Below are 21410 nucleotides of genomic sequence, written 5' to 3' on the forward strand. Positions count from 1 at the left end.
GCGGCCCACCGGACAGAAACAGAAGCGGACATGTGACGTGCTACCAAAACCGGACAACTTGAAAAGCTACCGACACCTTCGGTCGTCCGCTGCATCCCAGCCCCGTGGCTTTATCGCATTTCCGCCGCTTGGCACTTGCGAGCGGCAGGCGAAAGCGGTCAAGGTCGCGTCGATTTTCCCAGCACAGGCAAACGCATGAATTTCGCTTCCGACAATTGGGCCGGCGCCCATCCCAGCATCGCCGCGGGTCTGTCGACCCACGCCGGCGGCTTTTCCACCGCCTATGGCGACGGCGCCCTCGACCAGTCCGTCTACCAGCGCTTCAACGAAATTTTCGAGCGCGAGGTTGCGGTGTTTTTCGTGGCGACCGGCACCGCTGCCAATTCGCTGTCGCTGACCGCCTATAACAAATCAGGCGGCATTTCCTTCTGCCATCGAGAATCGCATGTCATTGAGGATGAATGCGGCGCGCCGGAATACTTTACCGGCGGCTCACGGCTCTATGCTGTCGACGGTGCGCTGGGCAAGATCGATCCGGACAACCTGGACAGGGCGGTGGGCCGGTTTGCGCCTGAAATCGTCCATTCCGGGCGCCCCATGGCGGTGTCGATCACCCAGTCGACCGAGGTCGGCACCATCTACACACTGAACGAAATTGCCCGGATTGCGGCGATCACCAAGCATCACAAACTGCCGCTGCACATGGATGGCGCCCGCTTCGCCAATGCGCTGGTCGCGCTCGACACAACGCCGGCGGAGATGACCTGGAAGCGCGGCATCGACATCCTCTCTTTCGGCGGCACCAAGAACGGCTGCTGGTGCGCCGAGGCTATCGTGCTGTTCGATCTCGACCGGGCCAGGGAACTGGCCTTCCTGCGCAAGCGCGCGGCGCAATTGTTCTCGAAATCGCGCTTCGTCGCTGCGCAGTTCGAAGCCTATTTCAAGGACGGTCTGTGGCTCGACACGGCCCGACATGCCAACGCCAAGGCAGCGCGCCTTGCGGCAGTGATCGAGGATTCCCCGTCGGCGCGTCTGGCCTGGCTGCCGCAAGCGAACGAAGTGTTCGCGGTGATGAAAAAGGCCGAGGCTGAAAGGGTGCAAATGGCCGGTGCCGCCTTCTACGACTGGCACAAGCCGCATGGCTTCGACGGCCATATCGGCGAGGACGAGGCGCTCTACCGTTTCGTCACCAGCTTTGCGACCACGGCCGAAGAGGTCGACCGCTTTGGCCAGCTCCTTGGTGGATAGCGGCACCTTATCCATCAAAAAGGGCGACGCGAAGCGCCGCCCTTCGTCCCTGAGGTCGTCTTGGTGACGCAGCTTACGCGGCGGTCTTGGCCTCGATCTGCTTTGCCTTCGCCGAAGACGCGGTGATCGCGATTTTGCGGGGCTTCAGCTCCTCGGGAATATTGCGCTTGAGATCGACAAAGAGCAGGCCGTTCTTCAGCGAGGCGCCGACGACTTCAACATGGTCGGCAAGCTGGAAGCGGCGCTCAAAGGCCCTGCTGGCGATACCGCGATAGAGCAGTTCGGAGCCTTCGCCATTGCCGTCTTCCTTGCGCTCACCCTTGACTGTCAGAACGTTGCGGTGTGCTTCGATCGAGAGCTCGTCGTCCGAGAAGCCGGCGACCGCCATCGAGATGCGATAGGAATCCTCGCCGGTGCGCTCGATGTTGTAGGGCGGATAGGTCTGCACGCCTTCGGGCTGCGCAAGCGAATCGAGCATGGTGAACAGCCGGTCGAAACCGACGGTCGAACGGTAGAGCGGGGAAAAATCAACGTGACGCATAGTGTGTTCTCCTGTTGAGCAACAAGGTTTGCGTATGGCCGGTGCGAAACCCGTGACGGCGTTCCGGATAGGCCAGCGGCCCCGACATTGGCGGCCGCAACAGACATTTGGGGAACACGTGAAAGCATTTCAAGATTTCTCGATGAACGGCAGATGAACCGCGGCTTCGGCGGGCGTTCAGCTAAGCAGAGCTAGACTGCTTCCAGGATCAAGGAACAGGCGGCGGTTACGGTGTCGCGCGTCTCTCGGGCACGCAAAGGACGCTGTGACACTTTGATTGCGCATGATTCACAGCGAAAATCGGTCCGATTTTCGGAGTCACGCGCGAGATGCCGCAACGGGGCCGACCGGGTGTAACGTCCCTTCCTCCCGGATCGACGGAGGCCGGAAGCATGCCGCAAGCTGCTTTCGGCCTCACTCGCTGGCCTCGTTCAGCCTTTCCCACGCGTCCGGAATTCCTTTGCTTTTGCTGCCCTTTGCTTTTGCTGCATGGGGCGTCTATGCCTACCAAAGCTTGCGCCGTGCAGGCAGCGACACACAAACGCAGCGCCGAATGACGGACCTCTTCGACGAAATTCCCCTTTTCCGCGAAATTCCGGGCAATCCGCCACCGGAAAATGCGGCCGGTGGCTTCTTCACCACGCGCGACCGCAAGAAGATCCGTTATGGGCTCTTTTCCGCCGTTGCCCGCCCAATGAAGGGCACCGTGGTCGTCTTGACCGGCCGCAACGAGTGCATCGAAAAATATTTCGAGACCATCCGCAACCTCGCCGATCGCGGCTTCGGCGTCGCCACCCTCGACTGGCGCGGCCAGGGCGGTTCCGACCGGCTGATCAGTGACCGCGAGCGCGGCTATGTCCGGAGCTTCTTGGACTACACCGGCGACCTGGAACAGTTCTTCGAGGAAATCGTGCTGCCCGACTGCCGGGGGCCGTATTATATCTTGGCCCATTCGGCCGGGGCGGTGATTACGCTGCTTGCTGCGCCGTCGATGGTGAACCGCGTACGGCGCATGGTGCTGATCGCGCCATTCCTGGCCGTGCCTGACCTGCCGGTCTCGACAACCACCATTCGCCGCGTCTGCTCACTGTTCTGTCTGCTGGGGCTTGGCAAGCTTTATGCCGCCTGGGGTCCGCGGCCCAGAAGAACCGTACCCTTTGCCGCCAACATGGTGACATCGGATCCGGAGCGGTATCGGCGCAACACGCTGATCTACGAAACCTACCCGCAACTGGCACTCGGCGGCCCGACGATACGCTGGCTGAAAGCGGCGGTGGAGGCGTCCGAGGCCATCTGCGATCCCGACTTCATGGCCAGGATCCAGGTACCCTTGCTGGTGATCGCGGCCGGCGCCGACCAGGTCGTCTCGACCAAGGCGGTGGAAACCTACACCAGACGTCTGCGCCTCGGTTCGCTGCTGGTGATCGATGGCGCACGCCATGAAATATTGCAGGAAGCCGACTTTTATCGCGAGCAGTTCTTTGCCGCCTTCGATGCCTTCATTCCGGGAAGCGACGACACGGCCTGAATGCCGCACTCCCTCCGGCCGCGCAACGAGCGCTCCAGACCGTTGAAGTCCAATGACTCGGCTTGAAAAAATGCCTGCCAACGCGATCGACGGCCTATACTTGCCGGGCGAAATCCATGATCCAGTTGGTTTCCCAGGTCTTGCCGCCATCCGGTGAAAAAGCCTGCTCCCAGCGCGCCGATTTTTCAGTGATCCGCGACCACAGGAAGCGAACCTGGATATTGCGTCCTTCGAAGACGTCTTCGCACAGGAACGTGCCGACGCCTGCTTCGAAGGTGCCGCGCATCGGAACATCGATGGTCGCCGGGTTGCGGCCGTCGATCCACCAGATCGACCATTGCCTCGTCGTCGGATTGAACGTCCGCAGCGTGGCGGCGCGATAGGCGTCGCCAGGCAATTCAATCACATTGTCGTCGACATTGCCGAGGCCGCCAAGGATCGGGCGCACATCGCATGTCCCGCCAAACACGTCCCAGTTCGTGTCGCCTTGCAGGCGCTTCTGCAACCTTCGATGGCTGACGTTCCAGCGTCCGAAGAAGAGATCGAAATCGGCCCGGCCATCTCCTGGAGCATTTTCTGCCGGAGCATTTTCTGCCGGAGCATCGTCGGAATGGCTGGCTGTTGACTGCGTCGGCATGTGAATCCCTCCCGTGACATTATCTGCATAGCAGAGAGCTGCAGACATCCTGCTGTCAGGAGGGTCGGGAAATCACCGCCCGAACGCTTTTTTCCGCTCAGCCACGCAGCGCCACCATCGCGGCGGCGTGGAGCTCCGGCGTTGCCGCTGCCAGAATGTCGCCGCCCCTTTCCGCCGGTCCGCCTTCGAAGGTGGTGACGACGCCGCCGGCTTTCTCGATGATCGGGATCAGCGCGACGATATCGTAGGGTTTCAAACCGGGGTCGGCGACGATGTCGACGCTTCCCGCCGCGACCATGGCGAAGGCATAGCAGTCGGTGCCGTAGCGGGCGAGCTGGACCTGCTGCTCGAACAGGTCGTAGCGCAGACGCGCACCTCCCTGGAACAGTGCCGGCGTGGTGGTGAACAGCGTCGCCTCGGCGAGGCTTGTCGTCTTGCGTGTCGTCAGCCTTCGCGGCCCGCCCGGGCCTTCATAATGGGCACCGGAAGCGTTGGCGTAGAAAAGCTCGCCGGTGAAGGGCTGCGACATCATGCCGGCAACGGCATCGCCGTCGACCGTCAGCCCGACCAATGTTCCCCACACCGGCAGGCCGGAAATGAAGGCGCGCGTGCCGTCGATCGGATCGATTACCCAAACGTGCCTGCTGGAAATGTTCTCGCTGCCATGCTCCTCGCCGAGGATGCCGTGATCGGGATACTCCGCTGATATAAGCGTCCGGATGACCCGCTCGGCCTCGCGGTCGGCCTCGGTGACCGGGTCGAAGCTGCCTTGCTCCTTGTTGGCGACCGCGCCTCGGCTGCGGAAGCGCGGCAAGGTTTCGGCTGCGGCGGCACGCGCGATGCGCCGCATGAAATCGATGCTGATGTCCAACTGATTCTCCCGCGTTGTAGCGTGCTGGGACCATCGTCTGCCAGTGGATTTCCATCAAAACAAGGGCGTGCGGAGCTTTTGCGCATCGACCAACTGTTGCTCGAATGCAACGCTGGCGCCCTCGAACTCCAGTTTCCACATCATAGTGAATTAAAAACGTCTGTGGGCGGCTTGACATTTGTGCATCGCACAATAGATTTGTTCTCGGACAGGTTTTTCCTGTCCTGCCCTCCTTGGGCGTTTCCTCCCTAGACTTCGACCGTGTCGTGCAAACGATGCGGTCTTTTTTTGGCGCGGTATCCAGCCGATTGCGCGTCACCCGACCCGCATCGATTCCGATTTTCGGCATCATTCGGCGGCGAGCGGCAGGTCGATGAAATTGTGGTCGGGCATTGCCATAAGGTCGGCCGAGAATTGCGCGAGATCGTCGGCGAGCGCATCGAAGCCGGCGGATTTCTGGAACGTCCGCTCGTTCATGTAAAGCCCGCGATTGACCTCGATCTGCAGCGCATGGAGATGGCGCACGGGGCGGCCATAGTGCTCGGTGATGAAGCCTCCGGCGTAGGGCTTGTTATGGGCGACGGTATAGCCCATGCCGATAAGCAGGCCGATCGCCGTCTCGGTCAACGCTGCCGCGGCGGAGATGCCGAAACGGTCGCCGACGATGAAGTCGGGCCTGACACCGCTGTCGCCGACCCTGATGCTCGCCGGCATCGAGTGGCAATCGATCAGCACGGCAAAGCCGAACCGCGCGTGGGTCCTGGTCAAAAGCCGTTTCAGCGTCTCGTGATAAGGTTTGTAGACGGCCTCGATGCGCCCGACGGCTTCCGCCAGCGGCAAGCGCCCGGCATAGATTTCGAGGCCCTCTCCCACCAGCTTGGGCACGGTGCCAAGCCCGCCGGCTACGCGCGCCGAGCGGATATTGCAGAACGACGGCACGGGTTCGGCGAACATGCGCGGATCGAGTTCCCACGGCTCCCGGTTGACGTCGAGATAGGCGCGCGGGAAGTTTGCCGCCAGCATCGGCGCGCCGAGCGCGACGGCGCCGCCGAACAATTCGTCGACATAGCAGTCTTCGGAGCGGCGGATGGCGTTTCGGTCCAGCCTTGCCATCGCCAGGAACCGGTCCGGATAGTGACGGCCGCTATGCGGTGAGTTGAAGAGGAAGGGGACGCGCTGTTCGGCGCCCGACCGGATTTCGAAGGGGGGAACGACCGAAAAATCCTCGGCTGCTGTTTTCAATTTGAACGAATCCGGAAACACCAATGCATCATGGTTGGAAAGGTGCCACCTCGCCGGCCGCATGTCCAGCATTTCGGCGTCCGGACCGCTTTGTTAAGGCCGGTCGGGCCTTTATCGTTCACTTGATGTTTACCCTCGCCTCCTCATATACAGGATGGTTAACGGGCTGCCGCACGGCAGTCTCGGGCGGGTGATTCGGACGGGACAAGATGGCACGCATTCTGCTGGCGGAAGACGACGACGACATGCGCCGGTTCCTCGTCAAGGCGCTGGAGCGTGCCGGCTACCAGGTCAGCGATTTCGACAATGGCGCCAGCGCCTATGAGCGGCTGCGCGAAGAGCCGTTCTCGCTGCTCTTGACCGATATCGTCATGCCGGAGATGGACGGCATAGAACTCGCCCGCCGCGCCACCGAGATCGATCCCGACCTCAAGGTCATGTTCATCACCGGCTTCGCCGCCGTTGCGCTCAATCCGGATTCCAAGGCGCCGAAAGACGCCAAGGTGCTGTCGAAGCCGTTCCATCTGCGCGACCTCGTCAACGAGGTCGAAAAGATGCTGCAGGCAGCCTGACAGGTTTTCCGCCGCCGGCTTCCGGGGCGCCTTCGACGGTGCGGCAAGGCGAACCTTTCTTTCCCTTTTGCTGCTATTGACGCGCCGTGGCAAAAATGGTGTATGCGCGGCTTCGGATGGGCGTGTAGCTCAGCGGGAGAGCACTGCATTGACATTGCAGGGGTCACAGGTTCAATCCCTGTCACGCCCACCATCCGGTCCCCGGTCCCCTTAAAATCAGGAACGCGGCACCTCCTGATGTAAGTACCAAACAAATTTTTTCGCCGAAATGCCCGCCGGGTTATTTCCCACTCGGTCGACGGAGCGCGAGTTGACGGTCAATCTGGGCAATCGACGCTCTAAATTCGCGGACCAGCTTTTCAGCATCAGCAAGCGCCATACCCAATCTCGCGCGTTCCTTGCAGAGAGCCTCGGTCGAAATTGCGTTGGCCTGACGGGCTTTGACTTTCGCATTTGAAACCGGCTTCTCGGCGGTTTTCGCAGCTATGCGGATCGCGCCGACGGCTTTGACCGGCTGGCCCGTTTTCCCCGCGAGCTTCCTCTGTCTTTTCTCCAATGCGACCGCAAACTCCGGCTGGGCTCTCGCCCAGGCGATCGGTCCTCCAGCCTTCTCCGTTGCCGCGTTCAGTTCCACGCGGGCGTTCCTCGGAGGCATCGGTGCAGTCTGAGATCGGAGCGCGGCGTCGATGATTGCGTCAAGATAAATGAGCCGCAAGGCATTCAAGTTCGGAGGCCGTTTGGCTTTCGCTGGCTGCTGGGCGATCGTGGCACCACCACGCCGATTTTTTGGTTTCGAGACTTTTCTGCCGGGAGCCGCCGGGTCGAATGAGGACCACCCAAATCCGCCAACGATAGTACTGCCCCCATTATACCCGCCTTTGCCCATCACTCCCCATCCCGTCGAACCTGTTAGATAGAAATGTCTTCCTGCTCCCGCTGCTGTCTCAAGGTCTCCCAGAGCTGCCCGGGGCCCAGCAGAATATCCTTGAGACCCTCGCGTACCTTTGCAGAGTTCAATGCCTGTTTGCTCAGGCTCGAATGAGCTTCATCGGCGTCCATGATCGCGTTCAAGATGCATTTGAGAATGTCGGGGGAATTTGCGAACTGCTCTTTGGAATTGTCGACAGCCTGCTGCTCAAGAGTTTCTGACTTGAGCATCTGGTCTTTGATGTCGCGCATGACATAGCGAACCTGATCGCCGTCATCCACGCCCTGAAACAGGTCGTTCAGCTTGGCGACGACCTCCGCCAGCAGCGCCTTCTGCTTCTCCTGCACTGATCCGGAACCGACGTCATAGATCGGCTGCAACGGCTCTCCGAAGCCACCCAATGCCAGCGTGCGCTTCCCCTTGTCTGCGAGCTTGTGGTGGGTCAGCACCAGCCCTGACACGTCGATCTCCTGCCGCTCGCGCCCGAACTCCAGCAACGGTATGAGGCGACGGAAGAAGATGTGGCGGCGTTCGATGGCGGTGTTGCCATAGTCGAATATCTGCGACAGGAACGCATAAAGGCGCACGAATGCGCCCATGTCGGCACGGAACAACACCAGGGCGTCCATGGTGTCCTGAGCATCCTTGGCTGCCTTGGTGTCATCCTTGGACCGGGCGATGCTCAGCCGCTCCTGCGCGTCCCGGTAGGAGCGCAAGAGCCGGTCGACGACGGGCGTGATGGCGGCCACGAGGTCGCCCTGCTTCGATGACGGGTCCAGCTCGACCTTCACCACTCGCTCGACCTCGAAGTCATCGTAGTGCCCAAGGGCGTCCAGCTTGGCCCGCAGGTCGAAGACGAGATTGGGGTCGGTCACGTTCTCCAGCGAGGCGGTCTGGTAGTAGGTCTGGAAAGCCTTGAGAAATGTCGTCGCTGGAGTTGACGAAGTCGAGGACATAGGTCGTGTCCTTGCCAGGATGGGCACGGTTGAGCCGCGAGAGTGTTTCCACCGCCTGAATGCCAGCCAACCGCCGGTCGACGTACATGCCGCACAACAGAGGCTGATCGAAGCCGGTCTGGAATTTGTTGGCCACCAGCAGGATATGATACTCGGGCTGCTTGAAGGCCTCGCGGATGTCGCGCCCGTTCAACCCCGGGTTCAACTCCTTACTGGTTTCGCTGAAAGGGTCTGGTCCGCTTGTCTGGTCGTTGACCTCGCCCGAGAACGCCACCAGCGTCCCCAGCTTGTAGCCCTTCTCCTTGATGTATTTGTTGATAGCGAGCTGCCAGCGCACGGCCTCGACTCGGCTGCCCACCACCACCATCGCCTTGGCCCTGCCGTCGAGCAGTGGCTGTACCAGTGACCGGTAGTGCTCGACCACCACCTGCACTTTCTGGCTGATGTTGTAGTCGTGGAGCCGCACCCAGCGCATCAGGGACTTGACCGCAGCACTGCGCTCGACCTCGGTGTCGTCCATCTCCTTGCCCTCGTGGGCGAGCTTGAACGCGAGGCTGTAGGGCGTGTAATTGCGCAGCACGTCAAGGATGAAACCCTCCTCTATGGCCTGCCTCATAGAGTAAACATGGAAGGCCGCAGGCAGATTTGTTTCGCTGGCTGCCTGTTCAGGAAAGGGGCGGCGACCGAACAGCTCCAGCGTCTTGGTTTTGGGCGTGGCGGTGAAGGCAACATAGGTGATGCCCTTGTTGCTTGCCCGGGCGGCCATCTGGGCGGCGAGAATGTCCTCACTGCTGATTTCCCCGCCATCGCCGAGATCGGCCAGTTCCTCGGAGGAAAGCACAGCTTTCAGCTTGGCCGCCGCCTCGCCTGTCTGGCTCGAGTGCGCTTCATCGGCAATGACCGCGAATCGCTTGCCTTGCGATGCCGCCAGATCCTGAACGGCCTGGAGGGCAAAGGGGAAGGTCTGGATCGTGCAAACGACGATCTTCTTGCCGCCAGCCAGCGCCTCCGCCAGTTGCCCGCTTTTCGCGCCACTGTCGCTTTTAATGGTGACGACAACGCCGGTGGTTCGCTCGAAATTGAAGATCGCTTCCTGCAACTGCGTATCGATGACGTTTCGGTCGGAAACAACCAGAACCGTGTCGAAGACCTTCTGGTGCTTCTCGTCGTGAAGATCGGCGAGGAAGTGCGCGGTCCACGCGATCGAGTTGGTCTTGCCGGAACCAGCCGAGTGCTGGATAAGGTATTTGCCGCCAGCCCCTTCGGCCAGTGCCGAGGCGCGAAGCTTGCGTGTTGCGTCGAGCTGGTGGAAGCGCGGAAAGATGATGCCCTTGGTCTTTTTCTTCGTGTCCCGCTCGGCCACCATGTAGCGCCCGAGGATTTCCAGCCACGAGTCCCGTTGCCAGATTTCCTCCCACAAGTAAGCCGTCGTGTGCCCCTCGGCATTCGGCGGGTTTCCCTTGCCGCCGCCATTGCCCTTATTGAAGGGCAGGAAGCGCGTCTGCGGACCCTCAAGCTTTGTCGTCATCATCACTTCGGCATTGCTGACAGCGAAGTGAACCAGGGCGCCGTTCGGGAAGCTCAACAACGGCTCGGGGGCCTGGCCCTTCGGGTTCGGGAGGCGGTCAAACCTATACTGGTCCACCGCGTCGGTGACCGATTGTGTGAAGTCCGTCTTGAGTTCGACTGTGGCGACCGGCAGCCCGTTCAGAAACAGCACCTGATCGATGGCATTCTCATTGGCGAGCGAATAGCGCACCTGCCGAACGACACGCAGCCGGTTGGCCTGATAGCGGGCGAGGATGTCGGCATTCATGGCGAGTGCAGGCTTGAACTGGGCGAGCGCCAACGGTGCCCTGAGACCGATCATCTCGACGCCGTGCCGGATCACGTCGAGCGTCCCGCGTTCATCGAGCTGCTTGCGGATGCGGTCGAGCAGGATCGCCTCAGCCGCAGCGCCATGGGACTTGCTCAGGGTGTCCCAGGCGTTTGGCTGGCTGGCCTGCACCCACGCCACGACATCGGCGGGAAATAGCGCACGGACCCGATCATAAGCCGCAGCCACGCCCTCGGCAGATAGCCAGCCACCGGTGGCGAGATGATCGCAGATTTCAGCCTCGAAGCTGATCTCCTTGTGAAGGCTCACTTTCCTTTGCCTCCCCTGCCGCTCCCCGGAGCGCCGCCCTGGAGAAAGTGCAGGCGCATCCCGTTGCGCTTCGAAACCCTGGCCCCCTCTTCGATCTTGGCCCGGCGCGCCTCGATATACGTTCTCGGCAATGGCACTCGCGAAGCTTCGGGGTCCCTGTGTGGCTTCATGACGGAAAAGCCTTCCAACGTTCGGCGCAACTTCGAAAGCTCGGCTCGCAGCACCCGGCGCTTGGCAGCATCCGCGCAACTGCCTAACTCGTCCGACAATGATTTGACCCGCAGTTCCATCCACTTGGGCGGCTGCACTTTTGCAAGTAGCCTCTGACCGCGACCCTTTTTCATGCCGCCATCTCGCTATCGAAGCTGATTGCCTTATGCGCAGTCACTGGGCCGCGTCCTCGAAAAGGTTGCGTACATCGATTTTGCCGGTAACGGCAGCGGAAATAAGGGCTAAGCGGCGCTCCTGAAGCAGGGAAGTAGTACGTTCTGCCTCAGCGGTAAGCCCATGGAAACGCATCAGACTCCGATCCAGATGATCAGCAATCTGCTCCTGCTCTGGTCGGGAAGGAATGAGCAATGGGACATTTCCGATCTGCTCCTGTGGCAACATCGGAACGGCCGTCGTGCTTAGGTACGAGTCGAAAGTCTTTTGTACAACGTCTCCGTTTAGCCAATAGCTGGCGAAGCGCGGATCGAGGGCAAGCTCTTTGAGGACCACGAGGCTAGGATTTATGGTTGCTGGGCCGATCTCCCTGTCGACTAATACGACCCGTCCACAAGTCCCGCGCTGCCCGATGAGAATGTCATCACGGACCACCTTGATCTCAGGTGATTCATCGTATTTTTCCCAGCTGATGTAGGTGGGCTTGTCCAAAGATATGCGACCATTGTTCAGCAGATTTGCCCCTCCGAGCGCCAGCGCGCCCTCTCCCTCATCCACCAAATCTTCGGCTGCATAGCCCCGGAACCCAATACGCCCCCGTACTTGAGCAACCTGCTTAAGTCTGCCCGTCGTCCAGTGCGCTGGCACCTCCCCAAGCCATTCGAGCCCTGAGTACTTCATCTTCACGTCCGGGTTCAGACCCTTGGTGACCGCATAGGAAATGACGGCCTGACGTTTCTCCTTGAGCAGTTCGATCAGCCGCTTCTGCTCATCCACCAGTGCATCGATCTTGCCCGTCTCGCGGTCAAGGAAGGTGGCGATGGCGAATTGCTCGGGGAGAGGCGGTACCCCAATAAGTGGCGTTTCAACGATGTCCGTGTTGAGCAGAGGCTGAGCTGTCTTAATCGCAAACCTGTTGAGATCCAAGGCGGACAACAGGTGGAAAAAGAACCGTTTGGACAGAGGCCGTTTCTCAATTACTCAATACGCATGCTCGGACGCCCAGAAGTCTTCAAAAAACATGGTGAACGCAGCCACAGCGGGCGCCGACACGACCAATTACAAGGGTGTCGGCGCGTGCGTTGGTCTTGTTGGTGTATGCACGCAGACCGTTCCCGCCTATCAGCGGGTAGCCAGCTTCTGTTTCCTCGGAGGCCGAGATCATGTCGCCCGATTGGACGGTGATCCACCGTTTCGCCTGGCCGACTTCCCAGCCCATGGGCAGGACGCCAGGAATGCCATAGCTCAAGTGGCTTCCGATCAGCGTTCCTCTCGTCATCTTGCCATCTCTCCGATCATCGTCAGGATACGGTCGGTGACCTGCTTGAGTTCGGCGTCAATCTCGGCCAATGGACGCGGCGGCTCGAAGACGTAGAAGTGCCGGCTGAAGGGGATCTCATAGCCGACCTTTGTTTTCTCGTGGTCGATCCATGCGTCCCCGGCATGGGGCACAACCTCGCGCCGGAAATAGGCCTCGACGTCCTCGGCGAGCGGCACGTTCTCGGTGTCCCTAAGCGCACTGTCGGCCTGCGGCTTGCCCCTGTTCTTGCCGCGCTCGCCAAGGACAAGCCGCCCCTGATCGTCACGCAAGGGGCGCTCGACGGTGATGGTGCTGTAGCCGAACGCCTCGTTGGAGAAGATCAGCGACAGCGGTGCAAGCCTGACCCTGCCGCCGTCGGGAACCGTCGGGGGCTGCTCGCCTGCCAGCACGACCTTTCGCGCCATCTCCTTGCCATCAGCGTCCAGCAGCGTCGCGAGATGCGCCTCAAGGAAGCCGCCGAACAGTCTGGTGACCGTGGCGATGTCTTCGTCGCCCATCTCCTTGCGCTTGGAGCCGAGACTTTTGCGCATCTTGCGCCAGAAGCTCGACGCATCGATGAGCTGCACTTTCCCCTTCCGGTGGGCTGGCTTGCGGTTGGACAGAACCCAGACATAAGTGGAAATGCCAGTGTTGTAGAACATGTCGATGGGCAGGGCGACGATGGCCTCGACCAGATCGTTCTCCAGCACGTAACGGCGGATTTCGCTCTCGCCGCTGCCAGCTCCTCCGGTGAACAAAGGCGATCCATTCAGGACGATACCGAAGCGGCTGCCGCCATCGACCGCAGGTCGCATCTTGGAAAGAAGATGCATGAGGAACAGCAGCGAGCCATCGGACACCCGGGGCAACCCGGGGCCAAACCTGCCGTTGAACCCCTGGCTCTCGTGTTCGGTGCGGACAGCCTTCTCGACCTTCTTCCATTCCACGCCGAAGGGCGGGTTGGACAGCATGTAGTCGAATTTTTCGTGCGGATGGCCATCGTCGGACAGCGTATTGCCGAAGACTATGTTGGCGACATCCTGCCCTTTGATCAGCATGTCGGCCTTGCAGATGGCGTAAGACTCCGGGTTCAATTCCTGCCCGTACATGACCAGCGAGGCCTTGTCGTTGTGCTCGACCAAATGCTCACCGGCGACCGACAGCATCCCGCCGGTGCCAGCGGTCGGATCGTAGATGGTTCGCACCACGCCGGGCTTGGACAGGATGGCGTCGTCCTCGACGAACAGCAGGTTGACCATCAGCCTGATGACTTCGCGCGGCGTGAAATGCTCACCGGCGGTTTCGTTGGAGAGTTCCGAGAACTTGCGGATCAGCTCCTCGAAGACGAGGCCCATTTGGTGGTTGTCGACCTTGCTGGGATGCAGGTCGATGCGGGCGAACTTCTCGGTGACCTGGTAGAGCAGCCCCGCCTTTGCCAAGCGGTCTACCTGCACCGCAAACTCGAACCGCTCGAAGATGTCGCGCACGTCGGGCGAGAACGCCTGGATATAGGCGAACAGGTTCTGGGCGATGTTGTCCTGGTCACCCATCAACTTGCGCATGTCGAGCTTGGAGGTGTTGTAGAAGGTCTGCCCTGCCTTGCGCAGAAGGAAGGGCTCGGGGTTCATGCCTTGCGCGACCTTCGCGGCTTGTTCGGCCAGCACGGCTTCCTTGGTTGGCTCCAGCACACAGTCCAGACGCCGCAGCACGGTGAACGGCAGGATGACCTTGCCGTAATCTGCCTGCTTGTAGTCTCCCCTAAGAAGGTCCGCCACGGACCAAATGAATGCCGACAATGCTTGCTGGTTCAATTACAGATACCCCCAAATCAGTCCGGGAGAGACTAAAGACCACAGGTCAACAAATGGCAACGACTCGATCAATCCGGTATCAATCCAGCGGGAAAGGAAGGAGACCGAGGGTTTCCTTTGGATTGCCGCGAATACCTCTTAGCCACCGCCGCTGGTCAACACTCTGGTCACACTGGACGCCTATCTCAAGGGTCTTTCACTAACCCAAGCGTATCGGCCAGCGACTTTGCATGGGCCACGCCCAAGCCGTCATGTCTGGTGGCAGCAATCAGCGCCGATTGAGGCTCAAGCCGCGCCGAGGCGGAGATCGCCCTTCTCGATGTGCTGGAGAAACCAGGCATAGGTCTGCTCCAAGCCGCTCTGCAGCGAGTAGCGCGGGCGCCAGCCCGTAGCGAACAGGCGCGACACGTCCATCAGCTTGCGCGGCGTGCCGTCCGGCTTCGTCGTATCGAATGTGAGCACCGCCTCGGCGCCGACGACGGAGAGCATGGTGCGGGCGAGCTCGGCAATGGTGATGTCTTCGCCCGAGCCGACATTGACGTGGCTGTCGCCGGCATAGTTTTTCAGCAGCCAGACCAGAGCGTCGGCGGCGTCGTCGACATGCAGGAACTCGCGCATTGGCGTGCCCGACCCCCAGACCTCCAAGGTTTTGTCGCCGGCGCGCTTGGCCTTGTGCGCCTTGCGCATCAGGGCTGGTACGACATGGCTGGTGGAGAGGTCGAAATTGTCGCCGGGGCCATAGAGGTTCGTCGGCATCGCCGAGATGTACTCGACACCGTATTGGCGCCGATAGGCCTGGCACAGTTTCAGCCCGGCGATCTTGGCGATCGCATACCATTCGTTGGTGGGTTCGAGCGGACCGGTGAGCAAGGCGTCCTCGGAGATCGGCTGCGCCGCAAATTTCGGATAGATGCAGGACGAACCGAGGAACAGTAATTTCTGCACCTCGGTGCGAAAGGCGCTCTCGATGACGTTGGTCTGCATGATGAGATTGTCCTGCAGAAAATCGACCGGCAACCTGTTGTTTGCCAGGATACCGCCGACCTTGGCCGCCGCCAGCACCACCGCATCCGGCCTGTGGCCAGCCATCCAGCGCCGCACGCCGGCCTGGTCCATGAGATCGAGTTCATCGCGGGATGCGGTCAGGACTTCGCAGTCCTCGTCCGCCAGCCTGCGCAGGATGGCCGAGCCGACCATGCCGCGATGCCCGGCCACGAAAATGCGCTTGCCCCTTAGGTCGAAATCCATTGGCGTATCCCTATGCAGAACGGTCGCTATGACCATCTGGCGCGCGCCGGATGGGCCTGCCTCGGACGCATACCGCATACAGATTTGCCCGGACAAGGCAAATCGGAGATTTGGGCGAACTCTTCTTGTGGTAGGCGGTCAGACACCCGCGACGGTGCACAGGCTCTTCATTCTTGCGACGGCAAGCTCCGGGTCGGCCAGCAATCCGGCCTGGTCGGCAAGGCGAAACACATCGGCGTAGTGGCAAATGCCGCGCGCCGATTGCATGCCGCCGATCATCGAAAAATGCTCCTGGTGATCGTTCAGCCACGCCATGAGGACGATACCGGCCTTGTAGTACCCGGTCGGCGCCTCGAAGATTTTCCGCGACAGAGGGACCGTCGGCGCCATCAGTGCGTCATAGCCGGTGCGGTCGCCGTCGGCCAGTTTGGCCAGCGCGGCATTGGCGACCGGCGCGATGGCGTCGAAAATCCCGAGCAGCGCGTGCGAATGTCTTTCGCCGTCGCCGGCGATCAGCTCGGGGTAGTTAAAGTCGTCGCCGGTGAACATGACGACCCCTTCCGGCAGCCGGTTGCGCAGGGCAACCTCTTTGCCGGCATCGAGCAGCGATATCTTGATCCCCTCGACCTTGCCGGCGTGGCGTTCGATGATGGCAACGACCGTGTCGAGCGCGGTGTCGAAATCATGGCTGCCCCAATAACCCTTCAGCGCCGGATCGAACATGTCGCCCAGCCAGTGCAGGATGACCTTGCCGGATGCCTGGGACAGGATGCGATCATAGACGCTGACATAGTCGTCGGGACCCTTGGCGACAGTCGCCAGCGCGCGGCTGGCCATCATGATCGCCTTGCCGCCCAGGCCCTCGATGAAACTGAACTGCTCCTCATAGGCCGCGATGACATCGTCGAGCGTCCTGGCGGGGCCTGGCGCCAGATGGTCTGTTCCGGCGCCCGAGGCGAGATCGGCGCCCTCGACGGTTCGCGCCTCGGCGATCGAGCGGCGGATCAATTCCCTGGCGTTTGCCCAGTCGAAACCCATGCCCCGCTGTGCGGTATCCATCGCCTCGGCGATACGGAAACCGAGCCGCCAGAGATGATGGCGGAACGCCATCGTGCGCTTCCAGTCGACCGCTGGATGAGACCACGGATCGGTCATCGCGAGGGGGTCGGCAACGACATGGGCGGCGGCATAGGCGATGCGCGAAAACCGCGCGCCGATCACCGGCTGTGCCGGCTGGCCGACAAGGCGGTAGCGAGTGCCGCGACCGCCCTCCCCGGGCAAGGCAATGTCCATCGATCTCTCCCTTGGGCGCGCCTATAAATGGAACGTTCCAATAAATCAAGGCCTTTTACGATTTCTCTATCCACGTCGCCAAAATGCTGCATCGCAGCGAGAAGCCTCTTAGAACTGTCGCCCGTAAGCTGCTGAGTACTCGTTTTTCTGAATTCCCAAAAAATCCTGATTGACTCAAATCAGGCCCGGAATTAGAACGTTCCAATAATCTGACCAGAAAATACCGGGAGGACGGATCTGGATGGCCAGCAGGCCCAAGGCGACGATACTCGACATTGCCCGCGAGGCGGGCGTGTCCAAGTCGACGGTGTCGCTCGTGCTGCAGGGCAGCGGTCTGATCCGGCCTGAGACCGCGCTGAAGGTCCGCAAGGCGATCGAGGATGTCGGTTATGTCTACAACCGCGGCGCCGCCAATCTGCGCAAAGCCCATTCCAACGTCATCGGCATGGTCATCAACGATCTCACCAACCCGTTTTTCGCCGAAATGGCGGTTGGCATGGAGCGTGTCTTCCAGTCGGCGGGCATCGTGCCGTTCATCGCCAACACGGCGGAGAACCCGGTGCGCCAGGAAGAAGTGCTGAAATCACTGATGGAGCAAGGTGTCGCCGGGCTGATCGTGTCGCCGGCGCGCGGCACGGCCCCTGGTGCTTTCCGCCGCATCGAGACGGCGGGCCTTCCGATCGTCTTCACCATGCGCCGCCTTCCTGAAAGCCGCATCCCGGTGATCGCGCCCGACAACCATCGCGGCGCCTGGCTCGCCACCGCCCATCTGATCGGCAAAGGGCATCGCCGGCTGGCCTTCTTCGGCGGCTCATCGGATCTGGTGGTCTATCACGAGCGGCTGGGCGGTTTTCGCGAGGCCTGCGAGGCGCTCGGCATCGCCAAGCGCGATACACTGGTCGTCGAAGGCGAAACCAGTCGCAAGGGCGGCATTGCCTGTCTGGAAACGGCCCTCGCCATGGCCGAACCGCCGACCGCAGCGCTGTGCTTCAACGATGCGGTCGCCTTCGGCGTCATGCTGGCGCTGCGCAAGCGCGGACTCGAGCCCGGTGCGGATTTCGCCGTCGTCGGCTTCGACGACGTGATCGAAGCCCAGCATTACATGCCGGCGCTGACCAGCGTCGCGGTAGATTCGGCAGGCCTCGGCGAGCGCGCCGCCCATGTCATGCTGAAGATGATCCAGTCGCGCACCACGCGCGCCGAAGATCATATCGGCGCCGTCAACCTCGTCGTCAGGGACAGTTGCGGACCTGATCGCCGTGCGGGAATGGGGGACGCAGCATGACAGTGAAATGGGGACTGATCGGCGCGAGCACGATCGCCAGGCAATTCATGATCAGTGCCATCCGCGCGCAACCGAACAGCGAGATCGCGGCGGTGATGAGTTCCAGCCCGGAGCGCGCCACCTCCTATGCGAAGGAGAGCGGCATTCCGGTCGGCGTCTCGACGCTCGATGAACTGCTCGGCTCCGACGTCGATGCCGTCTACATCTCGACCACCAACGAATTGCATCTCGAACAGGCATTATCCGCCATCAGGGCGGGAAAACATGTTTTGTGCGAAAAGCCGCTGGCGCTGACCAGCGCCGATGCGCGCGCAATGGTCGCCGCCGCCAAGGCGGCCGGCATCGTGCTCGGCACCAACCATCATTTGCGCAATGCCGGCTCGCATCGGGCGATGCGCGAAAGCATTGCCGCTGGCCGCATCGGCAAGCCGATCGCCGCGCGCGTCTTCCACTCCGTCTATCTGCCTGAGGAACTGCAGGGCTGGCGCATCACCAGGAAGGACGCCGGCGGCGGCGTGGTGCTCGACATCACCGTGCACGATGCCGACACGCTGCGCTTCGTGCTCGGCGACGATCCGCTTGAGGTTTCGGCGTTCACGCAATCGGCCGGCATGGCCGGCGGTGGGTTGGAAGACGGCGCCATGTGCATCTGGCGCTTTGCATCGGGCGTCATCGCCCAGTCGCATGAGGGCTTCACCACCAAATTCGCCGGCACCGGCTTCGAGGTGCATGGCAGCGAAGGCTCCCTGATCGCGAAAGATGTGATGACGCAGAAGCCGATCGGCTCTGTGCTGCTGCGCACGGCAAAGGGCGAGGAGGAATTGAGCTTCGACCGCGAAGATCTCTATGTCAGGTCCTTGCGCCAGTTCCATGCGGCGATCCGTGGCGAAGGCCAGCCGTCGGCCACCGGCGAAGACGGCGTCTGGTCGCTGACATCAGCCGAAGCGGCATTGCAATCGGCCAAGTCGGGCAAATCAGTCGCGATCGATCCGAAACCCCAATCGCTCCGAAACTAAGGGACGCAGGGTGAGCAAGCTCGTCTCCGCCGCGCAAGCCGCCAGCCTGATCAGGGACGGCATGATCGTTTCCGTCTCGTCGTCGAGCGGTCTCGGCTGCCCGGATGCGGTGCTCGCCGCCATCGGCGAGCGCTTCGACGCCGAAGGCCATCCGAAGCGTATCACGACGCTGCATCCAATCGCCGCCGGCGACATGTACGGCATTAGGGGTATCGACCATCTCGCCAAGCCCGGCCTGTTGAAGCGCACGCTGTGCGGCTCCTATCCGTCCGGCCCGTCATCTTCGCAGCCGCCGCAGATCTGGAAGATGATCGGCGACAATTCGGTCGCCGCCTACAATGTGCCGTCAGGCATATTGTTCGACATGCATCGCGAGGCCGCCGCCAAGCGGCCCGGCGTGCTGACCAAGGTCGGCCTCGACACGTTCGCCGACCCGCGTCACCAGGGCTGTGCCATGAATGCGGCCGCGAGTGAGCCGATCGTTTCGGTGCAGCAGTTCGACGGCGAGGAATGGCTCTATTTCCGTTCGATCGTGCCTGACGTCTCGATCATCCGCGCCACCACCGCCGATGAGCGCGGCAACCTCACCTATGAGCATGAGGGCGCCTATCTCGGCGGGCTGGAACAGGCGCTCGCCGCCCGCAACAACGGCGGCATTGTCATCGCGCAGGTCAAGCGCGTCGTCGAGAACGGCACGCTGAAGCCGCATGACGTGCGCGTGCCCGGTGTGCTGGTCGACCACATCGTGGTCGCGGCTGACCAGTTGCAGACAACGCTGACACCTTACGACCCGGCGATCTCGGGGGAGATCTTCCGGCCGCTGTCAAGCTTCCGCAACGCCGAAATGAATGTCCAGAAGGTCATTGCCCGCCGCGTCGCCATGGAGCTTGCCGATGGCATGGCGGTCAACATCGGCTTCGGCATCTCGGCCAATGTGCCGCGCATTCTTATCGAGGAAGGCCAGCACGGCAAGGTCACCTGGGTGATCGAACAGGGCGCGGTCGGTGGCGTGCCGCTGCTCGACTTCAAGTTCGGCTGCTCGTCGAACGCCGACGCCTTCATGCCTTCGCCACACCAGTTCATCTATTTCCAGGCCGGCGGCTTCGACGCGTCGCTGCTGTCCTTCCTGCAGATCGACCGCCACGGCTCGGTCAACGTGTCGAAGCTTTCGGCGCGGCCGCACGTCACCGCCGGCGCCGGCGGCTTCGTCGATATCACCGCGCGGGCGAAGAAGATCGTGTTTTCCGGCTTCTTCAATGCCGGCGCCAGGCTGTCGCTGGCCGATGGCGGCATCCGCATCGACCAGGAGGGCAAGGTCAAGAAGGTGGTCGGCGAGGTCGAGCACATCTCCTTCTCTGGCAAGCGCGCCGTCGCGCAAGGGCAGGACATCACCTATGTCACCGAACGCTGCGTCATGAAGTTGACGCCGGATGGACTGATGGTGACTGAGCTGGCACCCGGCATCGACCTTCAGCGCGACGTGCTGGCGCAGGCCGAGATTCCGCTCGGTGTCGCCGACGACCTGAAAGTGACGCCGGACGCGCTCTATCGTGACCGGCCGATCGGACTGTCGCTCAATGGCGGCGCCTCACTTGGAGGCGCACGTGACTGAACCTCTCGTCACCTTTGAAACCGACGGCGCCATCGGCATCGTCACGCTGCGCCGGCCGGAGAAATTCAACGCGCTCGACATACCGATGCTGCGCGCGCTGGAAGCCGCGCTCGAAGCGGCGGAAGCTGCGGACAGCGTTCGTGTCGTGCTGTTGTGTGGCGAAGGCAAGGGCTTTTGCTCGGGTGGCGATGTCGAAGCCTGGTCGCAAATGAGTGCCGCCGATTTGCAGGTGCAATGGGTTCGCTACGGCCACCGCGTCTTCGACCGGCTGGCGCGGCTGCGGCAACCGACGATCGCCGTTCTGTCCGGCCATGCGCTGGGCGGCGGGCTAGAACTGGCGGTCGCCTGCGACTTCCGTATCGCCGAGGCGCAGGTGAAATTAGGCTTCCCCGAAACCTCGATCGGCGTGGTGCCCGGCTGGTCCGGCACGCAGCGCGCGGTGCGCCGTTTCGGCGCGCAGACGGTGCGGCGCATGGCGCTCGGCGGCGAGACGTTCGTGGCGGCCGAAGCGCTCGCTCTGGGCATCGTCGACCGGGTGGTCGACACAGGCAAGGCATTCACCGAGGCCGGGGCCTGGGCCGGCAAGATCGCCGAGCGCGGCCCGCTGGCAACCGAGGCCGCCAAGCTGATGATCGCGGTCGCCGAGGGGGAGGAAAGTGCTGCCGCTACAGAGGCGCTGGCCAGCGGCTTCATCGCGCTGACCGGCGACCTCAAGGCTGGTGTCGACGCTTTCAAAACCAAACAGAAACCAGCGTTTTCAAGATCCTGAATGCATGCGGAACCTGGAACTCA

The 21410-nt window shown here is 61.7% G+C and carries 20 protein-coding genes and 1 tRNA gene; 8 read left to right on the forward strand and 13 right to left on the reverse strand.

Annotation, left to right across the window (positions count from 1 at the left end; genetic code table 11):
- The first annotated feature begins 195 nt into the window (after positions 1–195).
- Entirely contained in the window at positions 196–1248 is a 1053-nt protein-coding gene (locus tag AC0L25_RS28250; protein WP_473598486.1) for a threonine aldolase family protein, read from the forward strand.
- Between the two features lie 73 nt (positions 1249–1321).
- Here AC0L25_RS28250 and AC0L25_RS28255 read toward each other — a convergent pair whose 3' ends face one another.
- Positions 1322–1789 (reverse strand): Hsp20 family protein, encoded by a 468-nt coding sequence (locus AC0L25_RS28255; RefSeq protein ID WP_473598487.1) that lies wholly within the window; start codon positions 1787–1789, stop codon positions 1322–1324.
- 553 nt (positions 1790–2342) lie between these two features.
- Between AC0L25_RS28255 and AC0L25_RS28260 the strand changes: the two genes are divergently transcribed.
- Complete coding sequence (locus AC0L25_RS28260) at positions 2343–3317, forward strand: alpha/beta fold hydrolase (RefSeq protein WP_473598488.1); 975 nt, start codon at positions 2343–2345, stop codon at positions 3315–3317.
- A 94-nt stretch (positions 3318–3411) separates the two neighbouring features.
- Here AC0L25_RS28260 and AC0L25_RS28265 read toward each other — a convergent pair whose 3' ends face one another.
- The 3 genes from AC0L25_RS28265 to AC0L25_RS28275 form a co-directional block, all read right to left on the reverse strand.
- Positions 3412–3954: a DUF1579 domain-containing protein gene (locus AC0L25_RS28265; protein WP_473598489.1), complete on the reverse strand. Its 543-nt coding sequence runs from the start codon at positions 3952–3954 to the stop codon at positions 3412–3414.
- Between the two features lie 97 nt (positions 3955–4051).
- Complete coding sequence (gene hisN, locus AC0L25_RS28270; RefSeq protein WP_473598490.1) at positions 4052–4825, reverse strand: histidinol-phosphatase; 774 nt, start codon at positions 4823–4825, stop codon at positions 4052–4054.
- Between the two features lie 348 nt (positions 4826–5173).
- Positions 5174–6130 carry an N-formylglutamate amidohydrolase gene (locus AC0L25_RS28275; protein ID WP_287175681.1) on the reverse strand — a complete coding sequence of 319 codons (957 nt, stop codon included), beginning with the start codon at positions 6128–6130 and terminating at the stop codon, positions 5174–5176.
- A gap of 146 nt (positions 6131–6276) precedes the next feature.
- Here AC0L25_RS28275 and cpdR point away from each other — a divergent pair, with 146 nt between their 5' ends.
- Both cpdR and AC0L25_RS28285 read left to right on the forward strand, forming a co-directional pair.
- Positions 6277–6639 carry a cell cycle two-component system response regulator CpdR gene (gene cpdR / locus AC0L25_RS28280; RefSeq protein WP_006199474.1) on the forward strand — a complete coding sequence of 121 codons (363 nt, stop codon included), beginning with the start codon at positions 6277–6279 and terminating at the stop codon, positions 6637–6639.
- A gap of 118 nt (positions 6640–6757) precedes the next feature.
- Positions 6758–6832: transfer RNA gene (locus AC0L25_RS28285), tRNA-Val, on the forward strand.
- A gap of 87 nt (positions 6833–6919) precedes the next feature.
- On the opposite strand, the gene AC0L25_RS28290 is transcribed toward AC0L25_RS28285, so the two are convergent.
- The 9 genes from AC0L25_RS28290 to AC0L25_RS28330 form a co-directional block, all read right to left on the reverse strand.
- Positions 6920–7273: a hypothetical protein gene (locus AC0L25_RS28290; RefSeq protein ID WP_473598491.1), complete on the reverse strand. Its 354-nt coding sequence runs from the start codon at positions 7271–7273 to the stop codon at positions 6920–6922.
- A gap of 275 nt (positions 7274–7548) precedes the next feature.
- On the reverse strand, positions 7549–8442 hold the full coding sequence (locus tag AC0L25_RS28295; RefSeq protein WP_473598492.1) for a hypothetical protein: 894 nt from the start codon (positions 8440–8442) through the stop codon (positions 7549–7551).
- Positions 8378–10372 carry a type I restriction endonuclease subunit R gene (locus tag AC0L25_RS28300; protein WP_473598493.1) on the reverse strand — a complete coding sequence of 665 codons (1995 nt, stop codon included), beginning with the start codon at positions 10370–10372 and terminating at the stop codon, positions 8378–8380. The genes AC0L25_RS28295 and AC0L25_RS28300 overlap by 65 nt, the downstream gene beginning before the upstream one ends.
- A gap of 293 nt (positions 10373–10665) precedes the next feature.
- Positions 10666–11013, reverse strand: a complete 348-nt coding sequence (locus AC0L25_RS28305; RefSeq protein ID WP_473598494.1) for a hypothetical protein — start codon at positions 11011–11013, stop codon at positions 10666–10668.
- A gap of 40 nt (positions 11014–11053) precedes the next feature.
- Complete coding sequence (locus AC0L25_RS28310) at positions 11054–11980, reverse strand: restriction endonuclease subunit S (protein WP_473598495.1); 927 nt, start codon at positions 11978–11980, stop codon at positions 11054–11056.
- Between the two features lie 85 nt (positions 11981–12065).
- Positions 12066–12302, reverse strand: a complete 237-nt coding sequence (locus tag AC0L25_RS28315; RefSeq protein ID WP_473598496.1) for a restriction endonuclease subunit S domain-containing protein — start codon at positions 12300–12302, stop codon at positions 12066–12068.
- A 26-nt stretch (positions 12303–12328) separates the two neighbouring features.
- The gene (locus AC0L25_RS28320) at positions 12329–14164 is read right to left on the reverse strand and encodes a type I restriction-modification system subunit M (protein WP_473598497.1); all 1836 of its coding nucleotides are present in this window, start codon (positions 14162–14164) and stop codon (positions 12329–12331) included.
- Between the two features lie 285 nt (positions 14165–14449).
- A complete protein-coding gene (gene fcl, locus AC0L25_RS28325) occupies positions 14450–15412 on the reverse strand; it encodes a GDP-L-fucose synthase (protein WP_473598498.1) in 963 nt (320 codons plus the stop codon).
- A gap of 138 nt (positions 15413–15550) precedes the next feature.
- Positions 15551–16705, reverse strand: a complete 1155-nt coding sequence (locus AC0L25_RS28330) for a dihydrodipicolinate synthase family protein (protein ID WP_473598499.1) — start codon at positions 16703–16705, stop codon at positions 15551–15553.
- Between the two features lie 241 nt (positions 16706–16946).
- On the opposite strand from AC0L25_RS28330, the gene AC0L25_RS28335 reads away from it, so the two are divergent.
- From AC0L25_RS28335 to AC0L25_RS28350, 4 genes are read left to right on the forward strand one after another with little or no spacing between them, the layout of a single operon-like run.
- Positions 16947–17990 carry a LacI family DNA-binding transcriptional regulator gene (locus AC0L25_RS28335; RefSeq protein WP_473598500.1) on the forward strand — a complete coding sequence of 348 codons (1044 nt, stop codon included), beginning with the start codon at positions 16947–16949 and terminating at the stop codon, positions 17988–17990.
- Positions 17987–19006, forward strand: a complete 1020-nt coding sequence (locus AC0L25_RS28340; RefSeq protein WP_473598501.1) for a Gfo/Idh/MocA family protein — start codon at positions 17987–17989, stop codon at positions 19004–19006. The genes AC0L25_RS28335 and AC0L25_RS28340 overlap by 4 nt, the downstream gene beginning before the upstream one ends.
- Positions 19007–19016: 10 nt before the next feature.
- A complete protein-coding gene (locus AC0L25_RS28345) occupies positions 19017–20618 on the forward strand; it encodes an acyl CoA:acetate/3-ketoacid CoA transferase (RefSeq protein WP_473598502.1) in 1602 nt (533 codons plus the stop codon).
- Positions 20611–21387 (forward strand): enoyl-CoA hydratase/isomerase family protein, encoded by a 777-nt coding sequence (locus AC0L25_RS28350; protein WP_473598503.1) that lies wholly within the window; start codon positions 20611–20613, stop codon positions 21385–21387. Before AC0L25_RS28345 ends, AC0L25_RS28350 begins: the two co-directional genes overlap by 8 nt.
- Positions 21388–21410 lie beyond the last annotated feature (23 nt).

The organism is Mesorhizobium sp. WSM4813, assembly GCF_055811555.1.